The sequence below is a fragment of the Bacillus yunxiaonensis genome, from assembly GCF_037104695.1.
Taxonomy (GTDB): Bacteria; Bacillota; Bacilli; order Bacillales; family Bacillaceae_G; genus Bacillus_A; species Bacillus_A yunxiaonensis.
The window spans coordinates 55,848-78,145 of record NZ_JBAWSV010000001.1 but is presented as its reverse complement, the minus strand read 5'-3'; the positions used below and the strand labels follow the sequence as shown (position 1 = coordinate 78,145).

The window sequence follows — 22,298 nt, the reverse complement described above, 5'->3', positions numbered from 1 at the left end:
TGAAAAATCAAAACAAACAACCGATTATTTTGTATACTATTGTAAAAATGTTTTTTGGGGAGGGATTTTATGCTAAGGAAGATATCTCACATTCTATTTCAATTACTAGCTACTTTTATAACTATACTCTGTTTAATAAATGCTCCGTTTTTATTCACCAATATGAAAGAAAAAAGCATTTCATTTGAACCATTTCAATTTATAAATCATGTAGGCGGCACATTAAAGGAACTATCTTTATTACAATCTCTTTCATTCGAACAAATTTCTCTGAGCGGTACAAGAACAATCCCTCTATTTCCAACTGTATTTGAACCGTATACATACTCATTTGCTATTTTATTTGCAGCTTTCTTTCTCGCCTTATTTATTGCAACAGGTATTTCGTACGTATATTTCTTATCTTCGAAACAACTAAAAGATAAGATCGATAAAATCGTTTTCTTATTAGAAGCCGTTCCTGATGTAATGATTATGATTGGATTACAAGTATTTTTTATGTGGGTTTTACGGACAACCGGTAATAAACCGATAGAAATTATGACATTTAGTGATAACCGCGCTTACTTATTACCGATTTTTTGTCTAGCTATTCTACCAACGTTACAAATGTTTCGCATGATGATTCTATATATTAAGGAGGAAGAGGTAAAGCCATATGTTGAAGTCGCTTACGGGAAAGGCTTTTCAGCTGGATATATTATGCGCGTTCATTTGTTTAAAAATATCGTTATCCATTTATTCCATCATTCAAAAACAATTTTTGTATTTTTACTCTCGAATTTATTTGTATTAGAGTACGTATTTCATATGCATGGGATTATAAAATTTTTAATACAAGTACAGCGTTTTCCAACTGTCACTTTCGTCGTGCTTATTATGATTTTGCTGCCATTTTATGTACTATCCCAAATCAGTTCTAACTCTATGAAGAAATGGCAAGCACAAATGAAAGGAGAAATAGCATGAAATCCATTTGGAAATCAAAGCGCTTTTTAATCGGATTTATTTATCTCACTGTCTTTATTATCGCTAGCTTTGTTTATAGTTGGTACTTTAAAGAAGATACATTAAAACCAATGCGCCTTCTATACAATAAAGAAGGTGAATTAATTGCATCTTCTCCATTTTCACCAAAGCAAATGCCACCGCTTGGTTCTGATGCTTTTGGAGAATCTATTTTTTATCAAATATTGGATGGGGCGAAGTTTACAATTTTATTTGCAATTGTGATTAGTATACTACGCATTGTATGTAGTACCTTTTTCGGCATTATATTAAGTTTATATGCAAAAAAGCTAAAAAATTTTATACAAGCCTTTACAGAGGTATTTTATTACGTACCAACTGTTTTCATCGCTTCTATCCTTATTTTTCCGGCTTTAATGAATGTGACATCAAACGCTGATCGATTAGAACCCAACATACAGCTTGTCTTTTATCAAGCAGCCGTTTTAATTTTCGTTGCTGTCCCTACATTAACATTATATATTTCCGCTGAAGTTGATGAATTTATGAAACAAGAATATATAATCAGTTCACAAATAATGGGGGCAAACCGTTTTCATATTATTCGTAAACATTTACGTGTTTTGCTCAGTGAACGTCTCTTTCTATTATTTATGCAACATATAATACAAACTCTTCTACTCATTATTCATTTAGCATTATTGGGATTGCTTATCGGTGGGGTTCAAGAAAAACCAGTATCCGAAGGGACTTCTAAACCTATCTCACTCTCAAATGACTGGGCTGGACTTATTGGTTTAAATTATTATCAAATTAATGTCTCTAGCTGGATCGTTCTTAGTACACTGGCTGCATTTTTCCTTACTATTTTAATAATTAAAATGATGACAAATGGTATTCAAGATGCACTAGCTAAAAGAGAACAACAAATAGCTGAGATCTCAATAAACACAGACAAACAAACATCTGTACAACATAGACACTCCTTCACCTTCGCTAATAAAAAAGAACATCCTTATCGTTCTTCTGCAAATATGTAAAAAGAAGGGATTATTATGAAAAATAAATTCAGTGTAATTTTGCTATGTATGATTATTACGACAAACATCATTCTATATTTTTTCTTGCCGCCGGAAGTTGTAACAAAGTGGGATTTTAACGGGAATCCCACTTCTACTCTGACAAAAGGAACACATGTAACAATCGCTATTCTTTTATCATGCTTTATCGCTTTTTTATTTGAAGGTTTGTCACAAATGATGGAAAATGCGCGTTTTTTCAAATGGATTGGGAATGCAGTATTACTGTTCCTTTTCTTTACCGACATGACTCTCTCTCTACTTGCGCTTGGTTACAATCTTCCTCATGAACAACTCATTCTCTCTGCTACCGGACTACTTTTCATTTTGATCGGCTATTTCATCACAAAGGTTGATGCAAAAAGTTCTACTATGTCCTATCAATGGAATAGCAAGATGCTGGAGAAAAAGTCACAAAAAATATGTGGTGTTTCTATTATGTTAACAGGTTTATGCATCGGTATTTCACCATTTGTATTCCCTTCTTCTCTCATACATTATGCTCTCCTTGGAACAATTATCATTATGACAGTTGTAGTCACTGGCAGTACGATATATTTATTTATAAAAGATCAAAAGCAGTCTTCTTCTCTATAAAACAAACGATTTGTATGAAATAAAGCAGAAGACTATCCTCTGCTTTATTTTATTTCCTTATGAAATGCATAACTCACCTTTTCATATCCTTCTCTTTCATAAAAACGGTGCGCATCTATTCTTGGAAATGCTGAAGTTAATACGACACAAGTACAATCATTCTCTTTCCCCCACCCCTCAATATACGATAGTAGTTTTTCTCCATGTCCTTTTGAACGATGTGCTTCCGCTGTAACAAGATCATATACAAAGACATGTTTCTTATTATAAAAATTTGTACAAATTGCCGTTCCTGCTAAACTCACTACTTCTCCCTCACTATTATATAAAGCAAATAAACGATAATTTTCTTCTTTCATTCTTTCTAAAAGAGACTGTGCTTCTTCTTGAGAAAGTGTGGGCCGCAACTGCTGTAATACCGGTAACACCTTACAAAATTCTTGTTCTGTTTTTACCTCTTGTACACGTGTATTCATATTCTTTCCCTCCAATTATTTATAAAAAATTCAAAATGTTTTATGATTGTTATTATAAAAAGCAGATGCCCCTTTTGTAAGTGGCAGTTTTATTCTTTTTTATAGGGGCAGTTTGAAAGGAAGATGCCAATGGAATTGATCATCCCTTTAGATTCAGAAAGTAAGACACCGCTTTACATACAAATTTATAACTATATAAAACAAGAAATCTTACAAGGGAATATCGAAGTCGGTAGTCGTCTTCCATCTCACCGCAATTTATCTTTGCAGCTTGGTGTAAGCCGTAATACAGTGGAATATGCATATCAGCAATTAATAGCTGAAGGGTATGTAGAAAGCAAACAAAAACGAGGTTTATTTGTTGCTGACGCAGATTACGATATGATCCGAACAACAAACAATAAACATATTGTAGATGAAGAGAAACCTGTTCGAGAGAGTTTACGTTATGATTTCAGTCATGGAAGCATTGATATACCCTCTTTTCCATCGTCAACTTGGAAAAAGATAACTAGTAATTGCCTCCTAGAATATGAGAATGATTTATTTACAAAAGAAGACCCACAAGGTGAATGGCAGCTTCGCTCTGAAATTTCTCGTTACCTGTATCAAGCACGTGGTGTGCATTCTACTCCAGAACAAATTATTATTGGAGCAGGTACACAACCGCTTCTTTGGTTACTTTTACAATTACTTGGGAATGAGTACACATATGCAATGGAAAATCCGGGTTTTCACAGAGTAAGAGCTGTCATGCAAAGCTGCGGATTACATATACAGCCCATTTCTCTAGATGAAAAAGGGATTCACATTTCTTCTTTATATAAATGTAATGCTGATGTTGTATATGTAACACCTTCTCATCAATTTCCATACGGAATGATTATGCCACTTTCCCGTCGAATGGAGCTACTCAAATGGGCTAGTGAAACTGATAGCTATATTATAGAAGATGATTATGACGGTGAATTTCGTTACACAGGAAAACCTATCCCTTCCTTACAAGGATTAGATACAAATGGACGTGTCATTTACATGGGAACATTTTCGAAGTCATTTTTGCCTTCACTCCGAATGAGTTATATGGTTCTTCCACAACCTTTGCTAGAAGTTTATCAACACCATGGTACCATCTTCAAACAAACTGTTTCAAAAATACAACAACTCACGTTTGCAACATTTATGAGAGAAGGTTATTGGAATCGACACTTGAACCGAATTCGCACTGTATATAAAAAGAAACATCAATTATTAGTACATACAATTCAACAAGAAATGAGCCCTCTCGTCGATATCATAGGTTCCCAGTCGGGACTTCATATTGTATTGCATGTTCATAACGGAATGAATGAACATGAGCTTATTGATAAGGCTGCTGTAAAAGGTGTGAAAGTATATCCATTATCCCTATATGATGCAGTAAATGATTTACAGAAGGAATCTTACGTATTGATGGGGTTTGGTGGATTATCAACAAACGATATTACCTTTGCCATCCAATTATTGAAGAAAGCTTGGTTTTAAGTAACATACACAAAAAGTGCTGTAAACGATGTATTTTATCTGTTTACAGCACTTTTTTATTTCTTATTATCTTAAAATAAATGTTTACTTTTTAATAATCTAACGCACTGACTGGTTGAGATTGATGAGAAAGCTGAGTACATTCATGAAAAGCAAAATGTTTACAACCTATACATTTTTTTGTATCCAACTGTTCTAAAGCATAAGTAATAGCTTCTCCTGTATGTTCAAAAAAGTTCTTTTCTCCAATTTCAGCATACAAACCATTTTTATCTAAAGTTGCTTTTAACTCAGCTTTGATTCCTGAAACAAGAAGTACTCCACCTTGTTTTTTAAAATGATGAACAATATTCCTAAAATAAGATTCTCCTGTTGTATCAATAAAAGGAACCTTTCCCATACGTAAAATTAATACTTTTGGTTTATAATGAATAGTTGCTAAAATGTTTTGTTCAAACGTTTGAGCAGCTCCAAAGAATAACGGACCTTCTATTGTATAAATACTAATTTGTGGACAATCATGCGTTTTATTCACCACATGTGGCAGCAACTTTTCGTTCTTTCTTGTATGATCAGGAAGCACTTTAGATATAACAAGCATGTTACTCATACGTTTTGTAAATAAAATAATAGCTAAAACAAGACCGATTTCTACAGCTGTTGTCAAACTAGTAAACACAGTAAACAAAAATGTTACAAGTAATACAAGAGAATCTCCTGTTTTCATTTTAAGGATGTGAGCAAAATGTTTTTGTTCACTCATATTCCAAGCTACTACCATTAAAATGGGCGCCATACTAGCCAGTGGAATATGTGAAGCAGATGGAGCTAACAGTAAAAGCGTTAGTAAAACAAGCACCCCATGAATAATACCTGACATAGGAGAAGTAGCCCCACTCTTAATGTTAGTTGCTGTTCGGGCAATCGCTCCAGTTGCCGGAATTCCTCCAAATAACGGTGTAACAATATTAGCAATTCCTTGACCGATAAGCTCCTTGTTACTGTTATGCTTACTATTTGTCATACCATCTGCCACGACAGCGGATAAAAGAGATTCAATACTACCCAACATGGCAATAACAAATGCAGGACCAATTAATTGTTCTATACGATCTAACGTGATTTTTGGAATATGAAACTGAGGAAGCGTATTCGGAATCGTACCATATGCTGTACCGATCGTAGGTACATGACCTGAGAAAAATACCGTTGCAATTACAGTTGAAATAACAATACCTACTAATGAACCAGGAACTTTGGGCAAAATTTTTGGTGTTATCAATATCACAAAAAGGCAAATCAAAGCAGTTATAATACTATAAATATTGATGGTATCAATATGGATAAAGATTTCCTTTAAATTTGCTATAAATGCCTCATGCTTTTTTATACCTGTCAGCCCCAAAAATCCAGCAATTTGTCCCGTAAAAATAGTAACAGCAATACCTGATGTAAAACCAACTGTTACAGGACGTGGAATAAACTTAATTAAAGATCCTAGTTTAAAAATTCCCATAAGGCATAAGAGTATTCCAGCTAATAAACCCGCCAGTAGTAAATTTTCATATCCATAAGTAATTACAATGCCTAATAGAATCGGAACAAAAGCACCTGTCGGTCCTCCAATTTGATATTTTGAACCACCAAATAGCGAGGTGAGAATCCCAGCAATACATGTTGTATAAATCCCATACTCTGGTTTCACCCCAGAAGCGATAGCAAAAGACATAGCAAGTGGAATCGCAACAACCCCGACAATCGTTCCTGAAAGAAGATCCTTTTGGAAATGTCCCAATGAGTATCCTTCAAATCTTCCCGTAAATAACCCTTTCATACAAACCCTTCTTTTCTATTTTTAATAAATTTGAATTGCAAACTTTATCTTTTTTTAGAGAACATCAACTTAATATTTACTATACGTTCTGTTCAAATGACGTTCTAACTTACCTATATCTCCGCCTTCTTGCACGTAGATTTTCAACCTTTCTGCTAGAAATTCTCCATCTCGGCTATCTAGCTTCTGTGTATTTATAAGTGCTGTAATCGATACCTTCTCTGGAGTCATATCTCTACGAAACATCTGCCCTGGAATTTCGCTCCAAAAACGATTCCATTCATCCAGTAATCCTATTTGATCAAATAAAAAACTTTGAAATCCGCATAACCAAGCTGTACAGGCTGTATTCCTTTTTTGACATCCAACCCCATCTTGTAAATGTTGGCATGAAAAACAACAAGAATTCCCACTTGTAATACAAACATCACAAACGTGATGAGCTCCTATTGAACGAAATATTTCAATTCCGTGTTGGATAACAACTTCTTTCTTAACCTCAATACTCAACCTGTGTCTCCTTAGCTATCGTTTCACCGTCAGTTTCATCCAGTTCTTCTAACATTGAAATCGTATCAATCAAATGGTTATTAAAAATTTTCCTTGCAACTTCTAATAAATTCATAATCATTGGATCACGAAGAGAATATAAAACTCGTTTTCCATCTTTGGTACCAACAACAATATTTTTTGCACGTAATACACTTAACTGTTGAGAAACCGCAGAGCCCTCCTTGTTAAGAATGCTTTGAATTTCATTTACACTTTTTTCCCCCTCTGACAGCAATTCGAGAATACGAATTCGCAATGGATGTGATAAGGCTTTAAAAAAATCAGCCTTAAATTGTTGCATTTCCCCACCCATTCAAACACCTCCATTACTTATTATTAATTTTACATACTCTAGAAGTATCATATACATCTTCAAATGTTTGAATATGTATATGATACTTCTAGGGTTTACAATTTTCAATACAAATCTTGAAATGTTAACAAAAAAGCAAAAAAGTGCTGTAAACGATGTATTTCATCTGTTTACAGCACTTTTTCTATTCTGCTCCATCACTTACCCACCTAAAATATCCCTATTTTACCTATAAATATTATATAATGATTTTGAATGAATTTTCCGAAAAAGGAGTCCATATACGATATGATGCTACAAACGATGTTTTCTTCTCCTATCTTACATATAGAAGAATTACATCCTGGCTACGAAGACCATGCAAGCGATGTATGGCTTGTAAAAACAAAAGATGAAGAAGTCATCGTTCGTTCTTCTAAATTAGAACAAGAACCAAATAATGATTTTTGGTGGGGATGTAAACAATTATTCGGAATTGACCCACGATCTGTTCATAATCTAGAAATTGTCAATCATACACTCGGGCAATATACAGCTCTTCCTATTCCTAAAGTGTTACGTAAGTATGTACTAGATCGTGAGTACATTGTCGTTGAAAAACTAGAAGGACAAATGCTGCAATCCTTCTTCAATCAGCCTGACTCTTTACTATATAACTTTGGAAAAGAATTAGCTGAAATTCATCAATACAAAACAAACTATGTTGGCAATCCATCTAGAACACATCAAATTCCGTTACATAGCTTTCATCAACATATGATACAAACTAGCACCGAACTTATAGAGCGATTTCACTCACATAATCAAAAAATTCGTAACAGGTTAAAAAAATTTATTTCTCAAACTGCGTCTCTTCCTACCCCAGAAGAAGCATCATTCGTTCTTATCGATATGGATCCAACACAATTTTTAACAGATGGGCAAAAAATTACCGGACTTGTAGATACAGAAGCTTACGCTATCGGACCGCGAGAATTTGATTTGATTGGATTAGAATATTTATTTACAAAAACAGAAGCTGCAGCATTTCGAAAAGGCTATGAGACTATCTCCCCTCTTCCAAGCTTGACACAATGCAGAGAACCATATCGATATTTATATCGTTTACTTTCTGTTCAAGGAAGTGTGGACCTAGACGAGTGGATGGAACACCCATCTTTCTTTTAATTATCAAATAACACAATATAAGGAGGAGAATACAAAATGCAAATTCAAAACAAATGGAGTCAAAAGGACAGCGATTATATTAGAAAACAATTAATCGCATTCAATCATTCACAAGTTTCAGGCAGTGAGAAATCACTTGTTAAAGATGTCTGTTTAACAGTAAAAAATGATAATGAAGAAATAGTAGCTGGTTTAATAGGGAATATATTTTGGCAATGCTTACACGTCAATATTTTATGGGTCAGTGATAGTCTGCGCCATAAAGGTTATGGTAGTAAACTTCTATTAGAAGCTGAACGAACAGCGAAAGAAAACCATTGTAACCTTATTAAACTTGATACATTTAGCTTTCAAGCACCCGAATTTTATAAGAAACATGGCTATGAAGTATATGGTGTTGTAGAAGACTTCCCAAAAGGACATACACACTATTACTTACAGAAAAGATTACTAGTATGAAATGGAGAGTGATTCTTTGACGATAAAAAAAAAGAGTATATTAACCTCAGAAGACATACAACAAATCATTGATTTAGCAACATACTGTGAACATATCGATGGGCTGGAGTATAAGCCTTCTTTATATGTAGATGTACTCCAAACAAGAAATAAAGATCAGGTGAATGATTTTCTTTATTACCAAGACGACAAATTAGTTGGTTTTATAAGTATGTATGAATTTGAAAGACCTACTAAACTTGAATTAATAGGAATGGTCCATCCTTCATTTCGAAGGCAAAAAATATGTAGTAACCTTCTAAATGCAGCTTTTGACGAAATAAAAAATCGCAACATAAATGAACTATTATTCATTGTAAATGCTGCTTCTACAAGTGGAAACGCCTTTGCTAAATCTTTTGGATTACAAATTTCGTTTAGTGAATACTCTATGCGATTTAAAAAAAATTCAACTTCTTTTATAAATAGAAAGAATACAATTCACCTTGTACCAGCTACTACTGAGGAATTGCCGAGTATCGCTAAAATTGCAAGTAAAGCTTTTAACGATTCCTTACAAGATAATATAACATGGTTACATAAGACAATATCAGCACCTAACCGTCAGCTTTACATGGCTCTTTTCAATCACGAAGCAGTAGGAACGATAACCGTTTCTCATGAGGAAGAGGTCACATCTATCTCCGGCTTTGCTGTAGATCCTTCTTATCAAGGTAGAGGAATTGGAACAAACATGTTACAAACTACTGTACAGCGATTATTAGAAGAAGGAAAAAGAAACATTACACTAGAGGTAGAAACAAAAAATGAGAATGCTTTGCAACTCTATAAGCACTGTGGTTTTGAAATTACTGCAAGCTATCATTACTATGATTTGATTAACAAATAGTTCAGAAGTAACCATTTTCAGTTACATAAAAAAGAAGAATGCATAACTTTTATTTAGATTCAAAAAATTTGAATCTATCTTTGTTTCACCATGAATACATATATAATGTTACACATTATATAAAGAAAAAAGAGGATAGATACAAGCAGAAAAATTCTGTATGTTCTATCCTTTTTTTGTACCACAAATATTTTCATTTCCTACAACATTTTTATTGATGTTCGCGAATAATAAAGTTGTGAAAAATATAATACAATGAAACTCTTTAAAAATGCAGAGCATAAAGGCTGTGTTATAGATTGAAAATACTTGAAATAGTCAGGTTAAGTGCCTTTTCGGACAGGGAGTTGTGCTGTATCATGGAAGATATGTACCTTTCCGTTTTTAATTGGGAGTTTGTTTCCTTCCCCCCCTGCTAAAAAGAAAGGTGTTATGTGTCAATAAGGGAAATGTCCCAATAGAGAATATGGCACAGACACAGACAAGGGCTAAAATAATTTTCAAGGTACGAAAGTTGAGTAACTTAGTTTAGATAACCTTTTCAGCAAATTTCTAATTTAAGGAGTACCGGGAATGAGAGAACGCATTATAAAAGCTTTTATTGAAGAGATTCATGATAAAGGTATGAAGTTCACAATGGATGATCTAGCAAAACGCATTGGTGTAAACAAACGATACCTTTATCAACATTTTTCTTCAAAAGTTGAAATTTTAGAATTAATCATTGATCAATCGTTATCAGAGTTCGATGAAAAAACAGAACAAATTATGAATAATACATCTTTAAGCCTGATTGAAAAAATCAGACAGATTTGTACTGTGTTGCCCAATTTTGAGTTTTACGACTTCAAAGTGTTGGAACAAATGAAGCGCTATTACCCAGAGCAATGGACAAAAGTGAATAACGCTTTGAACGAGTGGGAAGCTCTGCGCTTGTTACTCGAAGAAGGTATACAGCAGGGTGAACTCATTGAAATCAATACAACACTTGCTGTAAAGCTGATCATAGATGCTACAAATTCTGTCTTTGATCGAAATTTTTATATGGAAAATAATATTACCTTACCAGAAGCCCTCTCATCTATCGTAGACGTATTATTGTTCGGCTTAGTCAAAAATAAATCATAATAGTGGTCTAATTAAAAAACGAAAAGGAACATTTGTTCCTTTTCGTTTTTTCTTTATAAAGTGGCCTTCTTGCGTCTCGCTTACCATTCTTTTTCTTGTAATAGCGATATAAGCTGGGATGGGCTTATATGCAATGCCTGTAAAAAACAGCATTACTCGGGATAACAATGTCGGCTTTTGATTTATATTTATTAGAAAACACCTTATAATAGTTCCAATATTCTGAAATTTTATTAACGTAAAGTAAGCTACAATCGCATATGATCCAAGATTAGATACGGCGCTGTTATCATAAACCAGGCAAAGTATACGGCTGTGATAATCAGATGCGCTCCTAATTTCACATTATTTCAAATTGATCTCATGGTTCATTTTATAATTCTTTTTCAAAAATTCTGGGCAATCCCATTCACAAACAAGATCTTTAGCCAGAGAAACAACCCAGTCCTTTGTAATATGATACCTTTCTCCATCAACAGTAATAAACACCTCACCGTCTATCACATAGAAAACTTCCTGCTCTTCTACATGCCAAGTTCCTTTATTAGGTTCGCCTACCCATGCTTCCCAAGTGTCAACACCTAATTGTTGTGCTTCTTCATCTGTAATTTTTTTCGCAAAAAACATTATCATCTTCTCCCTTTCTTATAGGTAAATTTGAAGGAATAGATTCTATAAACGTACTGTCTTAACATTCGTATCTTTTAAACGTTTGAACTCTTTTTTCATAAAGTATATGGCAATGAGAATGCCCGGAATTTCTGCAGCAGGACCTGCGTACCATATACCTTCTACACCCCAGAATTTCGGGAAAATAAATAGAAACGGGAACAAGAACAACAGCATTTTGCTAACATTAATAAACGTTGCGGTCCAGTTTCTTTCTTGGGATTCGAAATAACCGGATATAAGTAAGCTGACTGCATTAAGCATAAACAAAGAGTTGAATACAACTGTCGTCCAAATGCCCAGTTTCTGCAATTCAGGATTACCGCCGGAAAAAAATGATACAATCGGATCTGCAAAAATGATTAGTAAAGCAGTCGCAATCAAAAAGAAAGCAACCGTAAACATGAGTCCAATCTTAATTGCTTGTTTAACACGATCAAGATTGCCCGCACCGTAATTATAACTAATGATCGGTTGAAGTCCCGTCATCCCACCGAGTGCTGCTAAGGCGAGCAGATTTGTAATATAACCGTTTTGAATCGTGAAAGCGGCAACGTGCAGCCCACCACCGTAGCTTTGCAGTAAGTTGTTGAAGATAATAATGGCAAAAAACATCATGAACTGACTCGAAAAAGATGCAAATCCTGTCCAAGCCACCTCACCAATTGTCTTGAGATCAATCATCATATCCTTTATTTTTGGCTTAAGCTTTGTTTTACCGAACCAAAAATAAAAGATTAGTAAAGCAGGGATCGATTGTGAAATTGTATTCGCCCACGAGGAACCCATCATGCCCATGTCATATTTCACTACCATAATCCATTCTGTAATTCCGGCAACAACCGCTGCAACTAACCAACTGTTCATTGATAATACAGGTTTTTCATCGATATTGGTAAAAATACTTAGTACAACCGCCAATATCGTTATTGGCAATGAAATCCACAATAGTCGGCTATATTTCACCGCATATGGAAGTGCATCCTGACTTGCTCCGAATAAAGTCATGATTTGATTTTCAAAGACCAATCCAAGTACAGCTAGCAAAGTGGAGATGAAAAGAGTAAACCATAAAGTTTGTCCCATAATGCTCCTAGCTTCTTCGATTTTCCCTTTTCCAAGCCGAAGCGAAATGACCGCTCCGGCTCCTATACCAAAAAGAACGCCAAGCATACGGGTAATAACCATGATTGTAAATCCAATTCCGATTCCTTCCACTTCCAGCTCCTGAAAGCCGCTGACGAAATAGCCATCAACAATCGATACCACTCCAAGAATCGCATTCGCCATAATTCCTGCCAAAGCAAACCGTAAATATAGTAAAGGAATACTTTTGGTTCCCAGTGCTGAATCATTTACTGACTTATTCATAATTTCTGCTGTTTCTTTCTTTGGTGAGGGACGGTTTCCTGCTATTTCCATACTCATGCCCTCCTAAAAATAGTTTATACAGCAAGTTAAGCCAAATTAATTCGCATACCACCCTACAGGCTTAGCATGTTGGTGGATATTGATTTGCTTCATTTCCATAAAGTGCTCCAGCCCAACAGTACCTAACGCTCGGCCGATTCCACTTTGCTTATATCCCCCCCAAGGCCCTTCAACATAAGCAAGGTGATAACTATTGATCCAAGTAATTCCCGCACGCAATTTACTAATGACACGTTTTGCTCGATCCATGTCTTCAGTAAATACAGCACCAGCTAATCCATAAATGGAATCATTCGCTTTTTGAATTGCATCTTCCTCATCTTTAAATTTCTGCACAACAAGGACTGGACCAAAAATCTCTTCCTTAACAATACGCATATTCGTGTTTACATCAGCAAAGATCGTTGGTGCAATAAAAAATCCTCGATCAAGCCCATTTTCTGTTAAGCGCTTACCACCACAAACTAATTTTGCACCTTCTTCGATTCCACTCTTGATGTAATGTAAAACGTCATTCATATGAGCTTCGTTCGTAAGCGCTCCCATTTCAATGTTCTCGCTTTCCCCGTTGCCAACTACAATTTTGCTTGCACGCTCAGCCAATCTTTCAACAAACTTATCGTAAATTGTCTCTTGTACAAGCAGACGGGATGCAGCGGAACAAACTTGCCCAGCATTATGGAAAATACCGAACATCGCATTCTCGACTGCAGTTTCAAAATCCACATCGTCGAACACAATAAGTGGAGATTTACCTCCCAATTCAAGTGTAATTTTTTTCATATTTCCCGCAGCTGCGCGCATAATGCTTTGGCCTGTTTTTGTTCCGCCTGTAAAGGCAATCTTATCAACATCATGGCTCTCGGCAAGCTCATTTCCAACTTTTGATCCAGGTCCCAATACCAAGTTTGCCACTCCGACCGGAAGCCCGACTTCCTCAATAATTTCAAATAATTTAAATACGCTTACAGGAGTGACCTCCGCAGGCTTAATTACAATTGTATTTCCAGCAGCGAGTGCAGGAGCAATTTGCCAAACAGCTAACATAAGTGGGAAGTTCCAAGGGACAATAAGCCCACAAACACCAATCGGCTCATGAATAATAATTGTTTCCGAAGAATCATCACGCGTGTAAGATTCTTTTTTCATGCCTTTGATCAAGTCAGCATAATAGCGGAAGCATTGAATCGACACCGGAATATCCACATAAGTTGTTGCACGTATAACCTTACCGTTATTTGCAGTTTCCAAATGTGCAATTTCAGCCGCCTTCTCTTCAAGACGATCTGCAATCTTATAGAGATATTCAGCTCTTTCATCAGCCGATAAATCCGACCAAATCCCGCTGTCAAACGCTTTGCGAGCCGCCTTAATTGCCACCTTTGCATCATCTTCTGATCCATCAGCAGACGTTGCGATCACCTCTCCAGTTGCAGGATTCATAACGTTTCTTCTAGCACCGGATAACGCTTTTACCCATTTCCCATCAATGAACATGTTAATTTTCACAATTACCTCTCCTTTACGCAAAAATATCATGCAGTTTGAAACCAATATGCGCTAAATTTACAAGCATAGTTTTCTGATTATGGAACGGGAATGATTTCAGGCGTTCCTTTTCAAATCGATATCCACCTGCACTCCCCGTAACAATCCATTGTGCCAATAACTTACCAAACAACGTTGAGAGAGAAGCGCCGTGGCCCGTATAACCTGTTGCGAAATATGCGCCTTCTTTAGATCTTCCGATAACCGGGAATGTATCAATTGTAACCCCGATAAATCCACCCCAACGGTATTCAATTTTGCTTCCTGCCAGCTTCGGCATCAAGTTTACCATGGCATCGTAAACTTTTTGATACACGCCATCATCTAGGTTTGGACGAATATCGCCACCGCCAAATACGATTCGATTATCTGGTGTACGACGGAAATAGTAAAGAAAACTACTTGTATCAAAAACCATGCGATCTTTAGGAATGACAATATTCAACAATGACTCCGGAAGCGGTTCAGTTGCAATAATACGTGCCGAAATTGGCAGTACACCTTTGTTCAGTTCATTCATGATTTTTCCAGAGTAACCATCTGTCGCCACAATAATGTCTTTCGCAATAACAGAACCTTTTTCTGTTTCAACTTTCACACTATGTTGACCGTACTCGATGGATAATGCTTTAGAATGCTCAAAGATTCTTGCACCGATCGATTTAGCTGCTTCTCCTAAACCAATTGCATAATTCAGTGGCTGGAACGAGTAACTCGCGTCGTCGACTAAGCAGCCATGATAAACTGGGGAATCGATTTCTTGATGCAATTGACTTCGATCAAGCACTCTTGATTCGTACCCGAAATTTTTGTTTAAGTATGCGCTTTCAAGTTTCAATTCTTCAAAATGCTTTGCTTTGTAAGCCGCTACAATGTGACCCGTCTTTCTAAAGTCGCAGTTGATTTGATGTTCGTCAATAATTTTTTTTACCAGTTCAATGCCAAACAAGGAGAGATCGTTTAGCTGTCTAGCCTCGTCGGAACCATACTTTTTGGCAAGCTGCTGCATCGTTGGCTTATAGCCTGGCAATACCATCCCACCGTTACGACCGCTGGCGCCGTATCCAATCGTTTCTTGCTCTAAGACAATGACATTCTTTCCTAACTTTTGCAAATGATAAGCAGAGGAAAGACCTGTGAAACCAGCGCCAATAATGACAACATCAGCCTCTTCATTTCCTTCTAGAGTTGTTCCTTTCTCATAGCTATTTGCAGTCGCTTTCCATAGAGAGAGTGTATTCATTTGATTCATCTTATCACTTCCTTCTTCCTATTTATTTGAAAGAAACATTTTAGCGAGGGATACCGAATACAAAGGTGTACAAAAATTTTTTCTACTACTTGATTTACGGGTAATCCTCTATTAGAAATCAAGCGGCATAACCCTTGTAACTAAAAATGTTATTATAGTTACTTGTTAATTATACTGAAAATACAGAATTATTCAATAATTTTTTCAAGCATGGTTCAAGTAATCTATAAATCTTTTCCATACTGATACTATGACTCTAAAAAAGGGACGTGGCCAGTATGGAAAAGATTGTTTTTGGCAATATATTTCTCTGCTATGAGTAATCGTAGTACAAGCTATTTTTTTGACAGTTTCATATAGGTCGCTCCCTGGAATTCTCCAACCTTCTTTATCGCTATTACGGAATGCTGTAAAAAATTTGCCAGAACGTAGCCATTCTTTATGGTCTCCCCGAGTTTTCCTAAAGTAGATGCCAATTCTTTCACTGCATATACTTTCCTCTAATCACCTTTAAATAGATCGGAAATACAGAATACGTTATCGTTATAGCTAAAGTAATTGTTGCTATAAATAGATTTTTCGTTCGGGATGTTGTTGTAAATGAGGTTATGCAGAGGTCTGTAAATTAAAAAAGTACACCACTTTCTTTAAGTGGTGTACCCGTATTTATATAATGTGTAACATTATATAAATTACCTTGACTCTGTAATAATAATTATCTATTTTATGTTATATATTTTACAGAGTAATTCTTCTTTTTACTTTCTTCTTAATGGATTTACAACTTCAACGATTTTACCATCTTCTTTGTATACACGTGGAATTCTTCGGTCTAACATACACGTTACTTCATAGTTAATTGTCCCTAACATATCAGCAATCTCTTCTACTGTAATCTCTTCATTACCTTGTTTACCATAAAAGACAACCTCATCTCCAACATGCAAAGGCATAGCTTTCGTCACATCAAGCATGAGTTGATCCATACAAACCCGCCCAATAATAGGTACTTTTACACCATTAACTAGCGCATATCCTTTATTTGATAATTGACGGCTAAATCCATCTGCATATCCAATTGGAATCGTGGCAATCCATTCATCACCTGTCGTAACGTAAGTATTACCATAACTTACACCACGCCCTTTTTTCGCATGTTTCACATGGGCTACTTTTGACTTTAATGTTAAAACTGGTTGAAGTGAAACTGTTTTATGGTCCACTTCTTTTGATGGATACATTCCATATACCCCTATTCCAATTCGAACCATGTTTTGAAATTCGTTATCTAGCTCCATTGTTCCTGCACTATTGGAGCTATGAATGAGCGGCAAATGAATCCCCATATCTTTTGCAGTATTTACTGCCTTCTCAAATAAATCTTTTTGCATAAAAGTATATGCTTTATCTACTTCATCAGCAGTTGAGTAATGTGTAAACATTCCTTCTACTTCCACATGTTTCATTTCTTTCAATTCTTGAAGAAACGGTGTCACTTCTTCTTCTTGTAAGCCAATTCTACTCATACCTGTATCAACTTTAATTTGAATACGTGCCTTCTTTTGCAGACGTTCCGCTATGCGGTCAATATTTCTTAAATCCTCAGTCCGATATACCGTCATCATAATATCGTATTCAATTGTATCTTCTACAGCTTCTTCCGGCGTATAACCTAAAATTAAAATTGGTACAGTAATTCCTGCTTCACGCAGTTCAATTCCTTCATCTATAAAAGCAACAGCAAGATGACTTACTCCAGCTTTAATCGCTGCTTTTGCAATTTCAATAGCCCCATGACCATATCCATTCGCTTTTACTGCTGCCATCATTGCAATATTTTCATCGCTTACACGTTTTTTATATTCTCTTACATTATGTTTTACAGCATCTAAATTAATTTCAATAATTGTATTTCTTCCGTATCTTGAAATCATTATTCTAACTCCTAACTCAATAATTCCATTCTATTTATCATTCAATAGGACATTTAACAATATAATACTTTTCATTTTTTTCGTCAAACTACAAGAATTTTCGAAATTTTTAGTATGATATAATACTCTTAAGATACTATTATAAACGGATGCGAGGAGAAATACAATGTTTGTTCAAGCCGCACTGCACCAATTAAAATTTGGGATTGATTCTACAATACAGATGTTAGAACAATTTACTTACGATGAATTACAACATCACCCTATCAAAAACAAGCGATCCCTCTTTGAAATTTATACACATTTATCCCTTATTTGTTATGCCGATCTTCTTATTTTAAACGGGGCATCAAAAGAAGAACTACATACATTTTACTCACAACATGTGCCTTATACGTTTGCAGAAGTTCAGCAAACAATGAAAGAAGGTTACCATCTTCTTGCTAAAACATTTCAAGCATACTCCTTAGCAGAGCTTGAAGAAACCACACATTCCTACTGGGGCGTTTCTTATTCTCGCTTTGAATGGTTACTTGAAATTGTTGCCCATTTTTATCATCATCGCGGACAGCTACATACTTTATTGACAGAACATATGAAAGACCCACTAATTCCTTTATTCGAATGAAAATAAACTGCATATGCATTTCAACAAAAAAGCAGCAGCCAATCATATTCATACAATTGGCTACTGTTTTTTTGTTGAATTAGTATTTTTCCACACCGCTTTTTGGCTTTCCTCCAACGCCCCAATGTGTATCAGGGATTTCAGTAACTAATACACGTACACGCTCTATATCTACTTCCAGACTTTTTACTACAGCATCTGTTACATTCATAATGAGATGCTGTATTTGTTCCTGTTCCCTTCCTTGAAGGATTTGAATTTGTACAATGGGCATATCAATCTCTCACTTTATATTTTATTTACAAAACATCGATACGCTTCCAAGTCCATCAAACTGCGCAATTATTGAATCGCCCGTTTGAAAAGCAATAGCTTCTGATAAAGCTCCGCTCAGAACAATATCACCTTTTTTTAATCCTTCATTTTGCATACCCAGCTTATTCACTGCCCAAGCAATGGCTGAAGCAGGATGGCCAAGTACAGCTGCTCCAGTTCCAACAGTAGCCATCTCTCCGTTTTTAGACATAACCATTCCGACTTTTGCTAAATCTACTCGCATTGGATCAACCCATTTACTTCCTAAAATAAATCGTGCAGATGAGCAATTATCTGCAATTACATCTGGAAGCGTAAACTTAAAATTTAAATAACGACTATCGATGACTTCTAGAGCCGGTGTTACATATTTTGTCGCTTTCATAACATCTTCCGCCGTAATATTCGTTCCTTGCAAATCTTCCCCCATAAGAAACGCAATCTCTGGTTCTACTTTCGGGTGAATGAATTGGTCATACTTGACCGGCTCCCACTCCAGAGCTAACATATCACTTACTAAGTATCCATAAATTGCTTCGTTAATCCCCATCATTTGTTGTTTTGCTTTACTTGTTAACCCTAGCTTTACACCGACTCTCTTGGAACCTTCTACTATTTTACGATGCACCAATTTTTTTTGTAGTACATAAGCATCAGCTACTGTTAATTCTGGATATTGATCCGTAACCTTTACAACTTCACATACTTCTCGTTCTGCATGTAACAAATATTCAATAATTTCTGTATCTGCACCTTTTACAAGCACCATTTGAATTACACCTCCGATTTCGCTTTTGCTAATTCTGCTGCTACATCAAGAATCATATCTTCTTGTCCGCCAACTACTTTCCTCTTTCCAAGCTCTATTAAAATATCACGCGGGTCAATTGAAAACTTTTTCCCAGCTCGTTCCGCATGTAATAAGAAACTAGAATATACACCTGCATAGCCCATTATAAGACTTCCCTTTTGAATTTCCTGAGGCCCCGGTAACATTGGACCAACAACGTCTTCTGCTAAATCTATCATTTTATATAAGTCTATCCCAACATCCATTCCCATCCGTTGTAACACACTAAGCAATACTTCTGTTTGCGCATTTCCAGCACCTGCTCCTAAGCAGCGTACACTGCCGTCAATTCGCGTCGCCCCTTCTTCAATTGCTGCGACCGTATTGGCCACTGCAAGTGATAAATTATTATGACCGTGAAACCCTATTTCAATATTTAAAGATTGGCGCAATGCACGAATGCGCTCACGAACTTCATTCGGTAATAAGGCTCCCGCTGAGTCTGTTACATACACTGCTTGTGCCCCATAACTTTCCATAAGTTTTGCCTGTTCCACAAGCTTCTGAACTGGCGCTGAGTGTGCCATCATTAAAAATCCACATACTTCCATTTCCAATTCCCTTGCAAATTGAATATGCTGCGCAGAAACATCTGCTTCTGTAACATGCGTCGCAACTCGTACTAACCCCGCTCCTAGTTGCCTTGCTTGTTTTAACTCATGTACTGTTCCAATGCCAGGAAGAAGTAACACCGCTACAGTAGCTTGCTGACATTCTTCTACTGCTGCTTCGATTAATTTCATTTCATTTACAAGTGACTTGCCATATTGGAGCGTCGATCCTCCTAATCCATCCCCATGGCTTACCTCAATATAATGCATACCAGCTTGATCTAAAGCTCTCGTTACAGTACGAACTTGCTCTTCTGTAAATTGATGACGCATAACATGACTGCCATCTCGTAAACATACTTCTGTAATTTTAACTGGCTTATCCGTATTTCGTTTCATATGTTACACCCCTTTCACTTTGCTAGAAATCATCTCGTTGTCTTTTGATTTCAACATATGACGTGCATAATCTTCTCCTACTTTCATAGCAGCAGCGGTCATAATATCTAAGTTTCCAGCATAAGGAGGAAAATAATCACCCGCCCCTCCTACTTCTAAAAATACAGTTACACGATCCCCATCAAACATCGGCTCTTGTTTTAACCTATAACCTGGCACATATGTTTGTACGGTTTCAACCATTTTGTAAATTTCTTTTCGAATGACATCTTCATCCATATGTTTTACTTCACAATATACTGTGTCTCTCATTAAAATTGGTGGATCAGCTGGGTTTAATATAATTAAAGCTTTTCCACAATCAGCACCGCCAATTTCCTCAATCCCCCGGCGCGTTGTAATTGTAAACTCATCGATATTTGCTCTAGTGCCAGGACCTGCACTTAAACTAGCAATCGTAGCAACAATTTCTCCGTACGTAACATCTGCTACTTCATTAATTGCATGTACAATTGGAATCGTCGCTTGACCGCCACATGTAATCATATTCACATTTCTAGCCTCTAAATGTTCTCCTAAATTTACAGCAGGACACACAAACGGCCCACGAGCGGCAGGAGTTAAATCAATAGCTACTTTCCCTAATTCTCTTAAAATTTTTGCATGTCGCACATGTGCTTTTGCTGAGGTCGCATCAAATATGATATCTGCTAAACTCGGATTATCAATAAGCGCCTGAATACCATTATCAAAAATGTCATACCCTTCTTGTTTCGCTCTCTTTAATCCTTCTGATTCAGAGTCAATGCCGATCATTGCTGTCAATTCTAGTACATCACTTCTTTGTAACTTATACATTAAATCTGTCCCAATATTTCCTGAGCCCATAATCGCTACTTTCACTTTCACCATGCTTACGCTTCACCCCTTTGCATGATTTGCATATTACGCAAAATGTACACATACCGAACCGAGAGAACCAAATTCTGCTGTAATTGTATCTCCGTGAGAAACTGTAACTGCCGCTGATAAAGCTCCTGGTAAAATTAGTTCTCCTGCTTTCAGCGAAATATTAAATTCATATAATTTATTGGCCAGCCATGCAATTGCATGTGCTGGATGACCAAGAGCAGCTGCACCAGCACCTGTTGCAATTAATTCATCATTTTTATAAAATGACATACCCGCTGTACGTAAATCGACTTCATGTAAAAGAGAAAATTTTTCACCAACAACAACTTTTGCTGACGAGCCATTATCAGCAACAGTATCTACCAGCTTAATTTTCCAGTCTGTAATGCGACTATCAATAATCTCCAACGTTGGAACAATATATTTTGTTGCCATCAAAACATCTACATATGTAATATTAGGGCCGACTAAATCTTCTTCCAGGATAAAACCAATTTCAGCTTCCACTTTCGGAGAAACGAATGAATCTATAGAAAGTTTTTCTCCATTATCCACTTTCATATCATCAAGTAGATGACCATAATCCGGCTCATTCACACCTAGCATCTGCTGCATTGCTGCGCTCGTTAGTCCTACTTTCTTCCCAATAATAGTCCGACCTTCCTGTATCTTCCTGTTTACAACTTCTAATTGAATTTCATAGGAGTCACGAACTGATAAATCTGTATAACATTCTGTAAAAGCAGAAATCGGTTCACAAGTACGTTCCGCTTGTATAAGTTCATCTGCTAATTTTTCTATTAAACTTCTCATCCATCGTTC

At 36.2% G+C, this 22,298-nt stretch carries 23 protein-coding genes; 9 read left to right on the top strand and 14 right to left on the bottom strand.

Features of this window, described 5'->3' with window-relative positions; translation table 11 throughout:
* The first annotated feature begins 69 nt into the window (after positions 1-69).
* From WAX78_RS00410 to WAX78_RS00400, 3 genes are read left to right on the top strand one after another with little or no spacing between them, the layout of a single operon-like run.
* A complete protein-coding gene (locus WAX78_RS00410; RefSeq protein ID WP_336480354.1) occupies positions 70-969 on the top strand; it encodes an ABC transporter permease subunit in 900 nt (299 codons plus the stop codon).
* Positions 966-2,009 (top strand): ABC transporter permease subunit, encoded by a 1,044-nt coding sequence (locus WAX78_RS00405; RefSeq protein WP_336480353.1) that lies wholly within the window; start codon positions 966-968, stop codon positions 2,007-2,009. Before WAX78_RS00410 ends, WAX78_RS00405 begins: the two co-directional genes overlap by 4 nt.
* A 15-nt stretch (positions 2,010-2,024) precedes the next feature.
* Complete coding sequence (locus tag WAX78_RS00400) at positions 2,025-2,645, top strand: DUF1648 domain-containing protein (RefSeq protein WP_336480352.1); 621 nt, start codon at positions 2,025-2,027, stop codon at positions 2,643-2,645.
* Between the two features lie 44 nt (positions 2,646-2,689).
* Here the strand turns inward: WAX78_RS00400 and WAX78_RS00395 are convergent, their stop codons facing one another.
* On the bottom strand, positions 2,690-3,121 hold the full coding sequence (locus tag WAX78_RS00395) for a GNAT family N-acetyltransferase (RefSeq protein ID WP_336480351.1): 432 nt from the start codon (positions 3,119-3,121) through the stop codon (positions 2,690-2,692).
* Between the two features lie 129 nt (positions 3,122-3,250).
* Here WAX78_RS00395 and pdxR point away from each other — a divergent pair, with 129 nt between their 5' ends.
* Positions 3,251-4,645, top strand: coding sequence for a MocR-like pyridoxine biosynthesis transcription factor PdxR (gene pdxR / locus WAX78_RS00390; RefSeq protein WP_336480350.1), 1,395 nt, complete (start codon positions 3,251-3,253; stop codon positions 4,643-4,645).
* A gap of 91 nt (positions 4,646-4,736) precedes the next feature.
* Here pdxR and WAX78_RS00385 read toward each other — a convergent pair whose 3' ends face one another.
* From WAX78_RS00385 to WAX78_RS00375, 3 genes are all read right to left on the bottom strand, one after another.
* Positions 4,737-6,479: a SulP family inorganic anion transporter gene (locus WAX78_RS00385; RefSeq protein WP_336480349.1), complete on the bottom strand. Its 1,743-nt coding sequence runs from the start codon at positions 6,477-6,479 to the stop codon at positions 4,737-4,739.
* Between the two features lie 69 nt (positions 6,480-6,548).
* Positions 6,549-6,989, bottom strand: coding sequence for a DNA mismatch repair protein (locus tag WAX78_RS00380; protein ID WP_336480348.1), 441 nt, complete (start codon positions 6,987-6,989; stop codon positions 6,549-6,551).
* On the bottom strand, positions 6,979-7,344 hold the full coding sequence (locus WAX78_RS00375; protein WP_336480347.1) for an ArsR/SmtB family transcription factor: 366 nt from the start codon (positions 7,342-7,344) through the stop codon (positions 6,979-6,981). Before WAX78_RS00375 ends, WAX78_RS00380 begins: the two co-directional genes overlap by 11 nt.
* A 291-nt stretch (positions 7,345-7,635) precedes the next feature.
* On the opposite strand from WAX78_RS00375, the gene WAX78_RS00370 reads away from it, so the two are divergent.
* The 4 genes from WAX78_RS00370 (at position 7,636) to WAX78_RS00355 (ending at position 10,987) form a co-directional block, all read left to right on the top strand.
* The gene (locus tag WAX78_RS00370; protein ID WP_336481319.1) at positions 7,636-8,511 is read left to right on the top strand and encodes a phosphotransferase; all 876 of its coding nucleotides are present in this window, start codon (positions 7,636-7,638) and stop codon (positions 8,509-8,511) included.
* 36 nt (positions 8,512-8,547) lie between these two features.
* Entirely contained in the window at positions 8,548-8,970 is a 423-nt protein-coding gene (locus tag WAX78_RS00365; protein WP_336480346.1) for a GNAT family N-acetyltransferase, read from the top strand.
* Between the two features lie 16 nt (positions 8,971-8,986).
* Entirely contained in the window at positions 8,987-9,859 is an 873-nt protein-coding gene (locus WAX78_RS00360) for a GNAT family N-acetyltransferase (RefSeq protein ID WP_336480345.1), read from the top strand.
* A 573-nt stretch (positions 9,860-10,432) separates the two neighbouring features.
* The gene (locus WAX78_RS00355) at positions 10,433-10,987 is read left to right on the top strand and encodes a TetR/AcrR family transcriptional regulator (RefSeq protein WP_336480344.1); all 555 of its coding nucleotides are present in this window, start codon (positions 10,433-10,435) and stop codon (positions 10,985-10,987) included.
* A 345-nt stretch (positions 10,988-11,332) separates the two neighbouring features.
* Here WAX78_RS00355 and WAX78_RS00350 read toward each other — a convergent pair whose 3' ends face one another.
* The 5 genes from WAX78_RS00350 to alr all read right to left on the bottom strand — a co-directional run bounded on the left by WAX78_RS00350 (position 11,333) and on the right by alr (position 17,821).
* Positions 11,333-11,614 (bottom strand): cupin domain-containing protein, encoded by a 282-nt coding sequence (locus WAX78_RS00350; protein WP_336480343.1) that lies wholly within the window; start codon positions 11,612-11,614, stop codon positions 11,333-11,335.
* A 45-nt stretch (positions 11,615-11,659) separates the two neighbouring features.
* Entirely contained in the window at positions 11,660-13,078 is a 1,419-nt protein-coding gene (locus WAX78_RS00345; protein ID WP_336480342.1) for an MATE family efflux transporter, read from the bottom strand.
* Positions 13,079-13,123: 45 nt separating this feature from the next.
* A complete protein-coding gene (locus WAX78_RS00340; RefSeq protein WP_336480341.1) occupies positions 13,124-14,596 on the bottom strand; it encodes an aldehyde dehydrogenase family protein in 1,473 nt (490 codons plus the stop codon).
* Between the two features lie 13 nt (positions 14,597-14,609).
* The gene (locus WAX78_RS00335; protein WP_336480340.1) at positions 14,610-15,887 is read right to left on the bottom strand and encodes an NAD(P)/FAD-dependent oxidoreductase; all 1,278 of its coding nucleotides are present in this window, start codon (positions 15,885-15,887) and stop codon (positions 14,610-14,612) included.
* Positions 15,888-16,645: 758 nt separating this feature from the next.
* Positions 16,646-17,821, bottom strand: coding sequence for an alanine racemase (gene alr, locus WAX78_RS00330; protein ID WP_336480339.1), 1,176 nt, complete (start codon positions 17,819-17,821; stop codon positions 16,646-16,648).
* 166 nt (positions 17,822-17,987) lie between these two features.
* On the opposite strand from alr, the gene WAX78_RS00325 reads away from it, so the two are divergent.
* Positions 17,988-18,449, top strand: coding sequence for a DinB family protein (locus WAX78_RS00325; protein ID WP_336480338.1), 462 nt, complete (start codon positions 17,988-17,990; stop codon positions 18,447-18,449).
* A gap of 79 nt (positions 18,450-18,528) precedes the next feature.
* Here the strand turns inward: WAX78_RS00325 and WAX78_RS00320 are convergent, their stop codons facing one another.
* Genes WAX78_RS00320 through WAX78_RS00300 form a run of 5 tightly spaced genes read right to left on the bottom strand, consistent with a single transcriptional unit; the run spans position 18,529 to position 22,289 of the window.
* Positions 18,529-18,723, bottom strand: coding sequence for a 4-oxalocrotonate tautomerase (locus WAX78_RS00320; protein ID WP_336480337.1), 195 nt, complete (start codon positions 18,721-18,723; stop codon positions 18,529-18,531).
* A gap of 21 nt (positions 18,724-18,744) precedes the next feature.
* Complete coding sequence (locus WAX78_RS00315) at positions 18,745-19,533, bottom strand: 2-keto-4-pentenoate hydratase (protein WP_336480336.1); 789 nt, start codon at positions 19,531-19,533, stop codon at positions 18,745-18,747.
* A 5-nt stretch (positions 19,534-19,538) separates the two neighbouring features.
* The gene (dmpG, locus tag WAX78_RS00310) at positions 19,539-20,564 is read right to left on the bottom strand and encodes a 4-hydroxy-2-oxovalerate aldolase (protein WP_336480335.1); all 1,026 of its coding nucleotides are present in this window, start codon (positions 20,562-20,564) and stop codon (positions 19,539-19,541) included.
* A gap of 3 nt (positions 20,565-20,567) precedes the next feature.
* Positions 20,568-21,476 carry an acetaldehyde dehydrogenase (acetylating) gene (locus WAX78_RS00305; protein ID WP_336480334.1) on the bottom strand — a complete coding sequence of 303 codons (909 nt, stop codon included), beginning with the start codon at positions 21,474-21,476 and terminating at the stop codon, positions 20,568-20,570.
* A 33-nt stretch (positions 21,477-21,509) separates the two neighbouring features.
* The gene (locus WAX78_RS00300) at positions 21,510-22,289 is read right to left on the bottom strand and encodes a 2-keto-4-pentenoate hydratase (RefSeq protein ID WP_336480333.1); all 780 of its coding nucleotides are present in this window, start codon (positions 22,287-22,289) and stop codon (positions 21,510-21,512) included.
* Between the last annotated feature and the right edge of the window lie 9 nt (positions 22,290-22,298).

What these genes read in the sequence shown, in the direction of transcription:
- WAX78_RS00355 (WP_336480344.1), top strand. Translation starts at nt 10,433, where the DNA reads ATGAGAGAACGCATTATAAAAGCTTTTATTGAAGAGATTCATGATAAA.
- pdxR (WP_336480350.1), top strand. Translation starts at nt 3,251, where the DNA reads ATGGAATTGATCATCCCTTTAGATTCAGAAAGTAAGACACCGCTTTAC.
- WAX78_RS00335 (WP_336480340.1), bottom strand. Translation starts at nt 15,887, where the DNA reads ATGAATCAAATGAATACACTCTCTCTATGGAAAGCGACTGCAAATAGC.
- WAX78_RS00345 (WP_336480342.1), bottom strand. Translation starts at nt 13,078, where the DNA reads ATGGAAATAGCAGGAAACCGTCCCTCACCAAAGAAAGAAACAGCAGAA.
- WAX78_RS00350 (WP_336480343.1), bottom strand. Translation starts at nt 11,614, where the DNA reads ATGTTTTTTGCGAAAAAAATTACAGATGAAGAAGCACAACAATTAGGT.
- alr (WP_336480339.1), bottom strand. Translation starts at nt 17,821, where the DNA reads ATGATTTCAAGATACGGAAGAAATACAATTATTGAAATTAATTTAGAT.
- WAX78_RS00395 (WP_336480351.1), bottom strand. Translation starts at nt 3,121, where the DNA reads ATGAATACACGTGTACAAGAGGTAAAAACAGAACAAGAATTTTGTAAG.
- WAX78_RS00370 (WP_336481319.1), top strand. Translation starts at nt 7,636, where the DNA reads ATGCTACAAACGATGTTTTCTTCTCCTATCTTACATATAGAAGAATTA.
- WAX78_RS00410 (WP_336480354.1), top strand. Translation starts at nt 70, where the DNA reads ATGCTAAGGAAGATATCTCACATTCTATTTCAATTACTAGCTACTTTT.
- WAX78_RS00400 (WP_336480352.1), top strand. Translation starts at nt 2,025, where the DNA reads ATGAAAAATAAATTCAGTGTAATTTTGCTATGTATGATTATTACGACA.
- WAX78_RS00305 (WP_336480334.1), bottom strand. Translation starts at nt 21,476, where the DNA reads ATGGTGAAAGTGAAAGTAGCGATTATGGGCTCAGGAAATATTGGGACA.
- WAX78_RS00315 (WP_336480336.1), bottom strand. Translation starts at nt 19,533, where the DNA reads ATGGTGCTTGTAAAAGGTGCAGATACAGAAATTATTGAATATTTGTTA.
- WAX78_RS00405 (WP_336480353.1), top strand. Translation starts at nt 966, where the DNA reads ATGAAATCCATTTGGAAATCAAAGCGCTTTTTAATCGGATTTATTTAT.
- WAX78_RS00300 (WP_336480333.1), bottom strand. Translation starts at nt 22,289, where the DNA reads ATGAGAAGTTTAATAGAAAAATTAGCAGATGAACTTATACAAGCGGAA.
- WAX78_RS00385 (WP_336480349.1), bottom strand. Translation starts at nt 6,479, where the DNA reads ATGAAAGGGTTATTTACGGGAAGATTTGAAGGATACTCATTGGGACAT.
- WAX78_RS00375 (WP_336480347.1), bottom strand. Translation starts at nt 7,344, where the DNA reads ATGGGTGGGGAAATGCAACAATTTAAGGCTGATTTTTTTAAAGCCTTA.
- WAX78_RS00365 (WP_336480346.1), top strand. Translation starts at nt 8,548, where the DNA reads ATGCAAATTCAAAACAAATGGAGTCAAAAGGACAGCGATTATATTAGA.
- WAX78_RS00325 (WP_336480338.1), top strand. Translation starts at nt 17,988, where the DNA reads ATGTTTGTTCAAGCCGCACTGCACCAATTAAAATTTGGGATTGATTCT.
- WAX78_RS00320 (WP_336480337.1), bottom strand. Translation starts at nt 18,723, where the DNA reads ATGCCCATTGTACAAATTCAAATCCTTCAAGGAAGGGAACAGGAACAA.
- dmpG (WP_336480335.1), bottom strand. Translation starts at nt 20,564, where the DNA reads ATGAAACGAAATACGGATAAGCCAGTTAAAATTACAGAAGTATGTTTA.